The sequence below is a fragment of the Burkholderia cepacia ATCC 25416 genome (genome assembly GCF_001411495.1).
Lineage (GTDB): Bacteria > Pseudomonadota > Gammaproteobacteria > Burkholderiales > Burkholderiaceae > Burkholderia > Burkholderia cepacia.
In genome coordinates this window covers 3,079,898-3,091,772 of the sequence record NZ_CP012982.1, presented here as the reverse complement: position 1 = coordinate 3,091,772, position 11,875 = coordinate 3,079,898, and the positions used below count along the sequence as shown (strand labels likewise).

The following is an 11,875-nucleotide window of genomic DNA, read 5'->3' as shown; positions in this document are numbered from 1 at the left end:
GCCTCCTCCTGGTTCAGAATCCGTTGTTCGTGAAAGGATTCTGGCCGGTCGGGGGTGGTGTTACATCGTCTGTTGGGACGAGAGGCGGCGGGGAATCGGAGCGGCGCGGACGCGCGCGGCTGCCCGGCGGAACAGGCCATGCCTGCGGAAGGAGACGGAGAGCCGGGACAGGTTGCCGCGACGCGGCAACCGGGATCAGTCGAACGGGTTCAGCAACCTGACGCCGGTGCGGGCGAAATCCGCGACGTTGCGCGTCACCACGGTGAGATCGTTGATCAGCGCGGTGGCCGCGATCAGCTTGTCGAGTTCGTGCGTCGGATCGGGCACGCGCAAATGCCCCCACGTCTGGCTGATCTCGATGTCGACCGGCAGGATGTTCGGTGCATAGCCGGCCAGGATGGTCGCCACCCACGCCTCGAGCGCCGACGCCTGGGGGTGATCGCCGCGATGGCGGATCAGGTCGACACCGCGGCGAAGTTCAGCAACTGTCACGACGGACAGGTAAAGCGGGCTGGCGTCCGCCGCGGCCTGCCTGAAGAACGCCCGCACGCCACGGTTGGTTCGCTTGCCCTTCCTGATTTCACTGATGACGTTGGTATCAATCAAATAGGCCGGGCGATTCGACATTTTTTCTTTTGATTTCAATTGGTTACGCATGCTTTTTGGCAAAAAAATACCCGCCAAAGTGTGCATCTTGCCGCCATAAGAATCAAGCACTTACCTGTGTGTTCTGAACAGGGCGCCTGCCCGCTCCGCCTCTTCCACTTGAGCGGAAAGAAAGGTAACGTCTCACGACCACAACAATCTGGGCTACGGGGCAATGGAGTTCTACTGGGTAAACGTCGGGCTGACGATCAATGAAGTAGTCAGCGGCAATTTCCTCTGGGCGCCACAATACACGATCACGCAATCGGGCAAGGAACAGCACCTGGAGCACTGGGACAACGTTGCGAAGGTCAAGGCTGGGGACCTGATCTTTTGCTGCCACAGTCAGCGCATTTCTCATATTGCCAAGGCGGTCAAGGATTCGTATTCGGCTCCGAGACCTCCGAGTCGGTCCTTCTCTGAATGGAATGCGGGCGGGCACCGTGTCGACGTCCAACTGATCGAACTGAAGACCCCGCTGCTTCGGGACGAAGTTTCGGGCGAGTTCATGTCGCGGTTTGACGAGCACACGTCACCATCCCTGTTCACGAGTACGGGCACGCTCAAGCAGATTTATATGGCGCACTTGCCGCAAGATGCTGGTGCCTACCTGCTCGAGTCATCGCAAATGATCGAACGCTTCGAAGACGCGCTGATAACCGGTGGCGGAAACGGGAAGAAGGTATCGAAGACGACACGTGATGCGATCGTGAAAGCCCGAGTCGGTCAAGGAAAATTTCGGGCAGATCTGCTCAAGCGATGGGACAGCCAGTGTTCGCTCACTGGACTTGCAAACACCGACCTTCTCGTCGCCTCACACATTCACGCTTGGAGCCTCAGCACGAACGACGAGCGGATCGATCCTGACAACGGGTTGCTGCTCGCTCCGCATATTGATCGTCTATTCGACAAGGGGCTGATTTCGTTTGACCAGGAGGGCGGCCTATTGATCGGACCAACGCTGTCAGAGCGCGATCAGCAACTCCTAGCGCTCGACCGGTATACATCGCTGCGAAAAATTACGAAGGGAAACAGAACTTACCTCGCACGCCATCGAACTCGATACAAGTTCGCCTAGACACACTCCAAGCATGAGCAGCATCTCGGGCCGACACCTTGCGACACGCCAAGGCCCTCTCAAACACCCTAGACGCTATGGATACGGTGCACGCTGAGAGCCTTGCCAACAGAGCCTATGCTTCAGGATCGTGCACTGGGAGAGGAAAGTGTCACGCGGCTCCAACGTAAGATCACGAATGTGCTATGATACAGGCTCCTACGTACCGGGCCGTTCGACCCCTACTTCCAACAATGTATTGATTGGAAGCGCGTCGGTCGAGGTAACTGATGGTTGGTATTTTGGGAAATATCCGGAAGCATGCTTCCAGTGAGCGCTCCCTTATATTGCCGCAGCGGGTGGGTATTGACGAATAGGTCCATAAATAGCGGGAACGCAATTGCGTATCCCGCTTTTATGCTTTCTGGAACCCTCACTTGTGAAAATCGTTACTGAACATGTTGATGTGGCTCCTATCTTTCACGCTTACAATTTCATGATGGCAGTTCGGCAGATTACAAGTGATTAATTTCTTCTTATCAGAATCACCGATCGTCACATTGAAGTGACGCTCTTGATCTAACGATCCTCCGAATCTATATCTTCCGTTAACAACGCACATTGCGTTGTGTCCCTCTCCCGTCTCATATCGAGAATGGACCTCGTGTCCAAACTGAAAGTAACGCCCAGCAGAATCTCGAAAATAGATATGCGGATAACTTGATCGCCGCTTAGGCCCCCTCAATTTCATCAACTTGTTAACGCGCGCATCCAGATCATTGCGAAAGGTCTTTTCCAAAGATCGCACCCTGCAAACCATTACCAAATCTCGGAATTCATCTGAGTCGAAATTCTTTAATGGCAGGCTCGCTGCTTGCCCACGGCTCCCATCTCGAAATTTACTAACCAACTCGCCGTAGTTGCCAAGCAATACCGCATATTTTCCAATTAAAAAATTTCGGATATTTTCAACGTAGCCAATCTTTGGAACTTCGGCTGCAAAGATTGCGTCCCTCACATCGTCGACGGTCGCACTCAATGAATCCTCGTAGAGTACTACGACTCCAGAGATACTCTCGGCACGAGGCGACTTGTCAAACGCGCCGCCATTGATCAGAAATTGCCCAAACGGTAATCCATTAGCCTTTGATGGATCATATACGCATGTATGAAATTTAATGCCATCGGACACATCGATTGGCATCCTACTAGTATCCAGAAGCCTATCCCCGTCGCTTTCGAACGTCTTTACTGCGAGCTTATGCTGGGCCACTAATACAACTAGCACCTCCATTTACGCCCTCTCTCTTATTTTTTACCGAGCAACCTCACGATAAAGCTTGCGGGAAACGAAACCTGACGAATTTCGTCCTGCGTCAGAGTCTCCATCACCCGAACAAATCCGCTAATATCGTGCTCCGAAATCGTCTCCGGACTCAGCGCGGCAGGTTCTGGAGAAGGGAACTGAAAATCAACGCCAGCGGGAACTATGCCCAACTTCGCGCGTTGAGTGGGATGCTCTACTAGTCGCACGCCATTTGCCGGCCCGCGATTTATGATTAGTTTTTTTAGAGATTGTGCACCTAGAATCACTCGATAGTCTGTCGACATCCGAGCATCCAATTTTTTGGGCAACGCGCTCAACAATACCGCATCGCGATGCGATGCCCAACCTTCTTCTGCGATTTCTCGCAACGCGTTCAGCAATTCATCGGCACTCATTTCACTTTGGTCTCAGATGCGGAAGTTTGATACGTTACCATTTTTACCTTTGCGTGAGGCGCCTGATCTGCCACAAATTGCCGACTCATGCTCCCTCCTTGTCTGACTACAAGGAAGCTATCTTGGCTTGGCATCCAGTGCATCGGCGGGATAGATCTGCAGCATCGCCCGCGCGGCCTCGACGTTCGAGGTCGTCAGCCACTCCTCCCAGTCGTCAGACCGCAGGATCACAACCGCTCGTTTCTCGTCGCCCGGCTTGTGCATCCGTGAAAAAATCGGGTGCCCCTCACCGTTCACCGTGATCATCGACATCGTGTGGTGCTCAGTCCCGTCAGGGCTTGTCAGCGTCCGCCAGATCCCGGCGACGCACATCGTGCGCCAGTCGGCCAAGCCGATCCGGTGCCACACGTTCTTCCCCGTCTCGTAGCACGGCTCGTAGATCCAGTCGGCCGGGATCAGGCAGCGGCGCCCGGCGCGCCAGGCCGGCCCATACAACGGCGATTTCCCGAGGTTGTCGTCACGCACGTTCATGGTGCTGCGCATGATCGAGGGCTTTCTGCCCTGCTCCTTCGCTTTTTCGATGTTGGCCTTCTGCAGCGCGCGCGGCCAGAAGCCAAAGCCGGCCGCCAATGGTCTGAGCTTTCCGTCGACATTCGCGACGATCGGCGCGAGGTAGTCCTGGTAGATCTCCGGCTTCCACGGGAAGTCGCGGTACAGGTCGCTGAACGGCTCGATCCGCAGTTCTCGGATCTCGTAGTCCTCGTGCGGCGCCCGGTAATTTGTACACATCGCCCCTCCCCATTTTTCCGGCCTTGACTAGGGTAGCTTATCGCGAAATATACTGTGTTTTTATACAGTGGTGATGACGTGATCAAGCCGGAGTGGGCTTACATCTGGGAGTACGGGTTCCAAGGCGACAAGACGCGCCGAAGGACGCCTGTCGAGCTCACGAAGCAGGAATTTGAACTGTGGATCGATCAGGACGAGAGGTCGACGTTCCTGAGCTCGTGCACGCCGATCGAGGCCACCCGAATTGATCGCAACCGCGTGCCGCTCACGGATCCACGCTTCAAGTTGAAGCCCAAGATGCCGGAATTTGATGCCCCGTCCGATGCTGAGCTGCGCGCCCTGTGGCGCGAGTACACCGACCTTCAGGTGCGCTGGCTCATCCTCGAGATTCTTGCTCTTCGAAAGTCGCTGGACAGGGTTCAGGAGTGGTTCGACTACGTCGACAAGAACATCCCCGACCGCGGGGAGCTGAGTGGTGGGAATGGAAAATTTCAGGAGCTGCGCCACCTTCTCAGAAAGGAAAAGGGGCGCGCTGGGATGATGTGACGCGCGGCAGCCATGGCTGCGAGCGCGTCAAATGTGGAAGGTTTCAGCGCGCGGCATCCGTCAAGGCGTCGTAGTCGCGCTCACATTGCTGGCCGGCGATACGGGCGCGGTCAGCGTACTCTGCCAAGTCGCCCGCGCGCTGGTCAGCGCGGCCGAGCACGTCGGCAAGCAGATCGAGGGCGTCGCCGGCTGCCGGGCCTCCGGTGGTAGCGGCGGGATGGCGGGCGGCTGCGACGAGCTGGTCGACGCGCTGCTGCAGGCTGCCAGCGGCAGCACGAGCAGCAAAAGCATCCGCCAGCGCGGCCGTGCGTTGTTGGTTCGCATCGTTTGCAATCTCCTGTTGTGCCGCGGTGCGGCGTTGTTCCTCGGCGCGCGCGGCCGCGACGGCGTCGAGCTGCGCCTTCTGCGCGGCCACGACCGTCGCGCGCGCACCGTCGGCGTGCCCCTTGAAGTAGCCGCTGGCGAGGCCGACGACAGCCGCCACAATGACGGCCAGCCAAATACGTGGATCGAACCAGGTCATTTCGGCTCCTTCGCGTGCAGTTGCTTCAGCTCGTCCGGCGAGTAGACGAATCCCGGCAGCAGGAACGCCTGCACGCTCCAGACGGGATCGCTTTCCTCGTGCCGGCCGTGATCCTTGCCCCGGTGATGGAGCGCGCACAGCAGCAGTTGGTTGTAGGTCGAGTCGACGAACGCCTCCGGCCGGCCAGGATCGAACGCCTCCCAGTCGAAGCCCTGCGTCAGCCGGATCACGTCCCAGACCGGGTGCTGGCCCGGGATCGGCACGATGCGCTGCAGCTTGTGGCTGAACATCGTGTCGCACTTATTGATCGCGACCTCGCGGATCCACTTCCAGTCGATCGCATGCGAGAACGCCCACTCGAAGAACCGGTGATGCGACTCGACGGCCTGGTCGTCGCCGCAAACTGCGCAAACGTAGCCGCCCGCCGCCTTCATCGCGCGCTTGCTCGCGCGGAAGGTCGGCGACTCGGTACGCGGCTCGTGATCGGGATAGAAGACGTCCTCGGCAAGCGTGCGCCGCGTCTCGTGAGACTCCTCAACATCCATAAAACCTCCGGGCAATAAAAAAGCCCCCGGGGATGCCGGGGGCCACGTAACAACGTCAGAACCAATCAGTGATGTGCGGAGCCGCGGTGGTCGCGATTGGTATATCCGGATGCTCGCCGCATCCGGCCTTGATCGCGCGGCACCAGCTCTCCGAGCCTCGTGAGCCCGCGCATCGTAATGCGCACCTGCTCGCTGACGCGCTCGTCGCCAGTCACTCGGTCGGTGTAGGGTGTGCTCTTGTGAACCAAATAGCCAGCCTGCTGCTTGTCGTGATACGCGAGCCACCCGGACTTGCCGGCGCGATGGTAGATCCACCCGTTCGCGTGCAGCCAAGCGGTCAACTTGCTCGGCTGCATCTGGAGCGTGCTCGCGGCATCACGGATGCACATTGAGCCCTCCGCCTCGGCGATCCGCCCGAGCATCTCGACCTTGGGAGCCTGCTCGGCCACCTTGGCGTCCAGGTCCGTCTTCTGCTGCTCAAGCAACTTCGTCTGCTGTTCGAGCGCAGCGCGTTGCTCGAACTGCTCGGCCCAGGCGCGTGCTGCTGCGGCTGGATCGCCGAAGTTCGGCAGTGCCGGTACGGTGGCTTGCGATACCATTTCGTCGTAGGCCCTGATCACCTTCAGGTGGAATGCCGGACTGATCCACATCGCGTAGGCGTAGACCAGTTCCTTCACGACGTAAGTCCCGTTATTCACCCCGTCATTCACTGTCTCGACGGGGGTCTGCAAATTTGCAGAGGCCCTGATCTCCCCAATCAGAGCTTGGGTTTGCGCGTTCCGCATCCAGAACGCGGGCTGATGCTTGCTTTCCCCGCCGGCCGCCCGATGCAGATCGTTCAAGCAGTACCGGCCTTCGGCATCGGTACGGATTGCAGTGCCGGTAATCGTGAGCGCGTTCATCAGTGCACCTCCCGGCTGACCGACAGGACGTCCGCGCAGCCCGCCTCGAACAGATCTTCGGTGTTCTCGGCAACGAACTGGCCGAGCGCCGCGAGGTCAACGGCAACCTTCGAGGACTCGCCGGCCGTGGCCTTGATTGCGACGAAAAGCGCGTGCATATAACGCAGGTGATTGTCCATCATGCTCGACAGGTCGACCACACGCCGCTCGAGCGGCCGGGATTGAAGAACCTTGTCATTGTTGGATGCAGTGCTATCATGCTTCATGCTTATCCCCTGGTAGGGTGGGTTTGCATAAACTAGGTCAACACTCCCTAGTCTCTAAGGCCCCGAACGTAATCCGCCAAGATCACGCGTTCGGGGCCTTTCCTTTTTCTGCCTCCCGCTTCTCCTTGATCAATTCGATCATCTGACCGTTCATCGAGCGGCTGTGTTGCTCTGCGAACCCCTTGAACCAATCACGTACCTCGGCCGGCAAGCGCAGTTGGATCTTTGCTTCACCACTCATCACACCTCCTTTGCCTTCAAATTTAAGGCAGTGAATTCAGTATAAGTTGCCTCCAAATTTGAGGCAATGGCTTTTTGCCACTTTTTTGGAGGCACGCGTACAATCCGTACCATGGCGAAACAGGACGACTACACCAAGACGGCGCTCCGGCTGCCCCGAGACCTCCATCAGATGCTGACGGAGAGCGCAGCTGCACGTGGACATTCTTTAAATACTGAAATGGTCTACCGCCTCGAACAGTCTTTTGCCCAGCAAACGAAGGTGCTGACGGTCGATCAGACGTCAAAGCTCTTGACCGAAAACACAAAAATGCGGCTCGAAATGGCTAAGCTCAGAAGCCACATGCGTGCTGGGTCGCGTATTCCAGATCATCCGGCTCTCGAGCCATTGGATGTCGCCCGTGTTCATGTGACGCTTGACACTAGCGGTCATCCAATCTCGTGGGACGAAATCAGTGAACACCTGACCGCGATTAGAAAAACGGGAAAATTCGATGTCGTGGCGATGCACACATCAGTCATCACCCCCGACCTCGAGAGTTCCAGCAAACGCACTGAACAATCCGCCGATCTAGCGAAATTCTATAAAGGTAAGCCAGCTACGAAGCGCATCCGACGCACGAAGCCCGACGACTCAAATCAGTAATTCAACACCGCACTACAAACCCCTCTCGCACAGTGCACGCTCTTCAGCGCGCCGTTTCACCAGACCCGGGAGTACGCGGCCGCCGGCCGTCACCCACTGCGGCCGCCCGTTGTCCGCCTCATTCATCGCGCGGCACGCGCCCTTCCAGTCCCCGGCGTTGAATCGCTTCGCCGTCGTGCTGCCGCAGTACGCACCGGCGCCCACGTTGTAGGCAAAGCTCACGGCAGCCGCGAGCTGGTTCGTGTGCCCCTTCAGGCCCGGCGTGCACTTCAGCACCGGCTCGGCATGCTCGATGAGCCGCTGCTCCAGGCGCGCGTGGCACTCCGCCGGCGTGAATCGCTGCCCGGCGTGCACATCCTTCGTGTCGCCGTTGCACGCCGTGATGATCCCGATCGGATCGGGCCGCGCGACGAGCTCGAGCCCCTCGAATTTCGGGACCATGGAAAAAAGAAGGGCTGCCGCAGCAGCCCCTACAACGCTGGCAAGCGTCTTCTTCGGAACGTTAACCATCGAGCAATGCCCTCTTCCCTTTGTTCTTGACCAGGTAGTACGCCTGCAGCCCTATGTACGCGATGGTCGCGACGGCTACCCACCAGTTGATGTCGTGGCTCGTAAGCCATAACCAGAGATTGCCGCCAACCGCCGGCACAGCCTTTGCTGCGCTCGCAACGACCTCGCTCTTCATCAAGCCCCCGTAATGAAAAAGCCGCCCCGAAGGCGGCTGGTAATAACTCGTTACGCCCATTGTTGGCCTTTACATGCGCCAGTTCCAACGGAGAAAAACCATGTCAGGTATTATTTCGTCGTTAAAAAATAGCGACTTGAGGGAATTAATGGCACGCGGCTTTGTTGGCTCAATACTTTCTGCACTGCTCCTGTCTTGCGCAGCTTGCGGCGGCGGTGATGGATCGTCGGCCTATGCCGCAACTCCTGCTACGCAAGAGCAGAAGTCTGTACTGATCGAAGCATATGGCGACAGCACTACGCTCGGCGCCCAAACAGTCGACGGAGTTTTGACGACTACGCAAAACAGCGAGCCTGCGCAGCTGCAAGCCCTTCTTCAGCAGCGCTTCGGAACGTCTGTCACCGTAAAAAACGAAGGCGTCGGCGGAACGCAAGCATTTCAGCTCCTCTCGGGAACTGACGGGAAACATCCGGAATGGAAAATCCAGATGGAGCAATCGAAGGCCCAGGTAGTATTGTTGAACTTCGCGCTCAACGACTTCTACTACTGGAAAGCTCCACAGCCTGGGGCTTATGAGGCATCGCCGAGCGAGTACGCGAAGATTCTCGGATACCTCATCCAGACCGCCCGAGACGCAGGGAAGATCGTGGTACTACAGGAACCCAACCCCACCTGCAAGCAGCCCGATCCCGGCACGATTATTCAGTATGTTGAAGCACTTCGATCAGAAGCTGCACTTCAAAATGCCCCGCTCGTCGCTCAATTCGAGTTCGATCAGACAACCCCGGATTGGAAAAGCATGATGACCGATTGCGCGCATCCCGACGATCAGCTCTACGGAATCAAAGCCAAACAGACATTCTCTGTTGTCGAGCCGATCGTGGAATCGATCATTGGTCGCTAACCAATTCGATTACTCCCGATGGAAACTGAGCAGCATACGAGATCCATCGGGAGTCCGTTTCATCAACGAGCCCTTGATGAGGCCACACCTCAATATCCTGTGCGCATCCGAAAGAAGCGACGATCGTCGTTTCGGCTTCGTCAGAGAAAGCGACATTGATTTTCATATGTTCCTCAGAATGAGTATGCGCAGATATTGACCACGAAGTTCAATGTCCCGGCGGACACGCCCGCGCGATAGAAAAGCGTTTGAGGAGTCACAATCGGGATCTTCGGAAATGAGGTTGTCAAGGAGCCACTTGCTGTTGGACTCGTCGTGCCAATGGCCACACGACCGACTTCAATAGAGCTTCCACATACGACACCATTTGTTCCCGCACCTGCCGATGACGACGAGATCGTATAGTCCCCTCGGCAAAATCGTGCATTGGGGGGCAGCGCAGCTGCCGCCGAAAAAGACGTCAACGATGCCTGAGCCGTCGATGTTGAGAGGACAGTGTTATTCCCTATCCCGACTTCACGATCGAGCTGCAGGCCAGGGACGAACTGCCCGTTCCCGTTCGTCGGCCAAACGCTGACGAGCGCCGTTGCTGCGATACCAGCCGGTGCATTGGAGCCGCCATATACGCTTCCAAGGACGGTTGAGGTGGCATTGCTTGCGAACAATTTGCGAGCGCCAGTGGACGGGTTGTAACCTGCATATAGACCGACATATCCCGACACAGGGGCCGATCCGGTATCCATCCCCGTCGTCGCGAGGTTGATCGCCTCGTTGAAGTTCGCGAGCTTGTAGGCCACGCCACCGAGCGCTGTTTCGACGACAACCTCATCGGCGGTGAACGTCGCCGATGTGCTTGCCACAGGGACGCCCATTGCGGCGTTGCGCATCGAGCCGACAACGGCGCCACTTGCTCGCTGCACGAAAGCCGTAGTCGCAAGCCTCGTGCTGTTGTCTCCAGCAGCAGCAGTCGTTCCAAACTGGTTGAACAACTCCCCAGCTACGTCCCACTTCATGCTGCTTTCGTTAATCAGCTCGAAGAAGCCGTACACACCAACAGCGAATGTGTAAGTGTCGGCCCCGCTAGTAGGCACGTTCATTTGCCCGGTTTTGTTCGCCGCAAGAACGGAAGCAATCGGCCCTGCGTACTTGAACACACGGATTACGGATCCGCCAGGAAAGGCGGTGGCATCCGGCAAAGTCAACGTGCCGTTGCCGTCCCAAGTAATCATCGCCCCGATGTCAATGGCACTTAGGGTAGCGTTGCCGACATATCCTCTCGCAGACCGATAATTACCGAGGGCCTGCTGAACAAACGCGGTCGTCGCAAGCTTGTTCGAATTATCGAACTGCGGCGACGTCGTTCCGAGAACCGTCGTGTAGCTTGACAGGTACCACGCGCCAGTATTGCTGACGAACTGAGCTTGCTCGCCCGCGTTCAGAGCGAACGTGTTCGACAAGCCTCCGACCTGGCTGTTGATGTTCTCGGTTCCGTTCCCCTTAACGGTCATGCCGACCGGAGTGCCAATGGTGATTGTTGCCCCATTGGGAACGCCAGCGACAGGCGGCAACGTCAAAGTTATACCTGCGCCGTATGCCCAAATGAATGCTCCGACGTGGCCGCCGTTCAACGATGCCGTGGCATTGATACCTTGAATACCCGAAAACGCCGCGCCGGATTGCTTCACGAACGCTGTCGTAGCAATGCGCGAGCTGTTGTCGTACTGCGCCGGTGTTTGCGCAATGGGGCTGCGCGTATAGTGGCTGACGATGGTCCAGTTCGATCCATCGGAAACGAGTTCAACCGTCGCTCCGACGTCAATTAAAAACGTCGATGCTCCCATCGCTTGGTTGTAGATGTTCGCCGAGGGCGTCGCGATGGTGACCGACGTGCTGTTATTTGTGACGTTTGTGATCGTGTACGTGAGATTGATAGTCGTCGGCGCAGGCAACGTGATTGTGGATGGCCCGCTTCCACCAGCCTGTATCCACGATCCCGTGTCGGAAGCCGCAAGGGTGCCGGACCCTACGACGTACTTTCGAGTTTGAAAATTCCCGCCGGCCCGCTGAACAAATGCAGTAGTCGCAAGTTTCGCGGTGTTGTCGAACTGCGGAGCCGTGATCCCAGCCGCGTTGATCGCTGCTTGCAAGTTCGCCAGGAGCGTCGCAATCGTGCCGTCGTCGACCGAGTTCTGGCCAGAAAAGTTGGCGGTGAACTGCGCGAGTACCGCCGCCATGATCGAGCTCTGGCGCCACACCTTGTTGAGCTGCGCCGACAGCGCGGTGCCGGACTGAAATCCCGACAGACGGGCCGCCAGCGCCGCGTACGTCGCCTGGTCGATAACGTTCGGGGAGCTGCCCCCACCGAACACGAGAAAGTCGTTCGTTGCCATCAATGCTCCGAGCAT

The 11,875-nt window shown here is 57.6% G+C and carries 16 protein-coding genes; 4 read left to right on the top strand and 12 right to left on the bottom strand.

The features are described 5' to 3' along the window. Positions 1 to 195: 195 nt before the first annotated feature. The gene (locus APZ15_RS31020; RefSeq protein ID WP_172535133.1) at positions 196 to 627 is read right to left on the bottom strand and encodes a type II toxin-antitoxin system VapC family toxin; all 432 of its coding nucleotides are present in this window, start codon (positions 625 to 627) and stop codon (positions 196 to 198) included. Between the two features lie 193 nt (positions 628 to 820). Between APZ15_RS31020 and APZ15_RS31015 the strand changes: the two genes are divergently transcribed. Further along, complete coding sequence (locus tag APZ15_RS31015; RefSeq protein WP_049097580.1) at positions 821 to 1,723, top strand: HNH endonuclease; 903 nt, start codon at positions 821 to 823, stop codon at positions 1,721 to 1,723. Between the two features lie 412 nt (positions 1,724 to 2,135). On the opposite strand, the gene APZ15_RS41380 is transcribed toward APZ15_RS31015, so the two are convergent. The 3 genes from APZ15_RS41380 to APZ15_RS31010 form a co-directional block, all read right to left on the bottom strand. Next, positions 2,136 to 2,906 (bottom strand): hypothetical protein, encoded by a 771-nt coding sequence (locus tag APZ15_RS41380; protein WP_138143379.1) that lies wholly within the window; start codon positions 2,904 to 2,906, stop codon positions 2,136 to 2,138. Between the two features lie 104 nt (positions 2,907 to 3,010). Next, positions 3,011 to 3,424, bottom strand: coding sequence for a hypothetical protein (locus tag APZ15_RS41375; RefSeq protein WP_138143378.1), 414 nt, complete (start codon positions 3,422 to 3,424; stop codon positions 3,011 to 3,013). Between the two features lie 117 nt (positions 3,425 to 3,541). Then, complete coding sequence (locus APZ15_RS31010; RefSeq protein ID WP_027791737.1) at positions 3,542 to 4,213, bottom strand: SOS response-associated peptidase family protein; 672 nt, start codon at positions 4,211 to 4,213, stop codon at positions 3,542 to 3,544. Positions 4,214 to 4,294: 81 nt separating this feature from the next. On the opposite strand from APZ15_RS31010, the gene APZ15_RS31005 reads away from it, so the two are divergent. Then, positions 4,295 to 4,759: a hypothetical protein gene (locus tag APZ15_RS31005; RefSeq protein WP_226153234.1), complete on the top strand. Its 465-nt coding sequence runs from the start codon at positions 4,295 to 4,297 to the stop codon at positions 4,757 to 4,759. Positions 4,760 to 4,802: 43 nt separating this feature from the next. Here the strand turns inward: APZ15_RS31005 and APZ15_RS31000 are convergent, their stop codons facing one another. The 5 genes from APZ15_RS31000 to APZ15_RS40120 all read right to left on the bottom strand — a co-directional run bounded on the left by APZ15_RS31000 (position 4,803) and on the right by APZ15_RS40120 (position 7,236). Next, complete coding sequence (locus APZ15_RS31000; RefSeq protein ID WP_034196056.1) at positions 4,803 to 5,282, bottom strand: DUF2514 family protein; 480 nt, start codon at positions 5,280 to 5,282, stop codon at positions 4,803 to 4,805. Next, positions 5,279 to 5,827, bottom strand: a complete 549-nt coding sequence (locus tag APZ15_RS30995; protein ID WP_027791740.1) for a hypothetical protein — start codon at positions 5,825 to 5,827, stop codon at positions 5,279 to 5,281. The genes APZ15_RS31000 and APZ15_RS30995 overlap by 4 nt, the downstream gene beginning before the upstream one ends. A 65-nt stretch (positions 5,828 to 5,892) precedes the next feature. Beyond that, positions 5,893 to 6,729, bottom strand: coding sequence for a phage antirepressor KilAC domain-containing protein (locus APZ15_RS30990; RefSeq protein ID WP_051363314.1), 837 nt, complete (start codon positions 6,727 to 6,729; stop codon positions 5,893 to 5,895). Continuing rightward, on the bottom strand, positions 6,729 to 6,995 hold the full coding sequence (locus tag APZ15_RS30985) for a hypothetical protein (RefSeq protein ID WP_138143377.1): 267 nt from the start codon (positions 6,993 to 6,995) through the stop codon (positions 6,729 to 6,731). The genes APZ15_RS30990 and APZ15_RS30985 overlap by 1 nt, the downstream gene beginning before the upstream one ends. Positions 6,996 to 7,077: 82 nt before the next feature. Continuing rightward, positions 7,078 to 7,236 carry an Arc family DNA-binding protein gene (locus tag APZ15_RS40120; protein WP_080982032.1) on the bottom strand — a complete coding sequence of 53 codons (159 nt, stop codon included), beginning with the start codon at positions 7,234 to 7,236 and terminating at the stop codon, positions 7,078 to 7,080. A gap of 111 nt (positions 7,237 to 7,347) precedes the next feature. On the opposite strand from APZ15_RS40120, the gene APZ15_RS30980 reads away from it, so the two are divergent. Continuing rightward, positions 7,348 to 7,881 carry an Arc family DNA-binding protein gene (locus APZ15_RS30980; protein ID WP_034196057.1) on the top strand — a complete coding sequence of 178 codons (534 nt, stop codon included), beginning with the start codon at positions 7,348 to 7,350 and terminating at the stop codon, positions 7,879 to 7,881. A 12-nt stretch (positions 7,882 to 7,893) separates the two neighbouring features. Here APZ15_RS30980 and APZ15_RS30975 read toward each other — a convergent pair whose 3' ends face one another. After that, positions 7,894 to 8,391, bottom strand: coding sequence for a lysozyme (locus tag APZ15_RS30975; RefSeq protein WP_027791742.1), 498 nt, complete (start codon positions 8,389 to 8,391; stop codon positions 7,894 to 7,896). After that, positions 8,384 to 8,566, bottom strand: coding sequence for a hypothetical protein (locus APZ15_RS30970; protein ID WP_027791743.1), 183 nt, complete (start codon positions 8,564 to 8,566; stop codon positions 8,384 to 8,386). The genes APZ15_RS30975 and APZ15_RS30970 overlap by 8 nt, the downstream gene beginning before the upstream one ends. Before the next feature lie 100 nt (positions 8,567 to 8,666). Here APZ15_RS30970 and APZ15_RS40115 point away from each other — a divergent pair, with 100 nt between their 5' ends. Then, positions 8,667 to 9,470: an SGNH/GDSL hydrolase family protein gene (locus tag APZ15_RS40115; protein WP_158605826.1), complete on the top strand. Its 804-nt coding sequence runs from the start codon at positions 8,667 to 8,669 to the stop codon at positions 9,468 to 9,470. A 173-nt stretch (positions 9,471 to 9,643) separates the two neighbouring features. Here the strand turns inward: APZ15_RS40115 and APZ15_RS42355 are convergent, their stop codons facing one another. After that, positions 9,644 to 11,860: a hypothetical protein gene (locus APZ15_RS42355; RefSeq protein WP_226153219.1), complete on the bottom strand. Its 2,217-nt coding sequence runs from the start codon at positions 11,858 to 11,860 to the stop codon at positions 9,644 to 9,646. Positions 11,861 to 11,875: the final 15 nt, after the last annotated feature.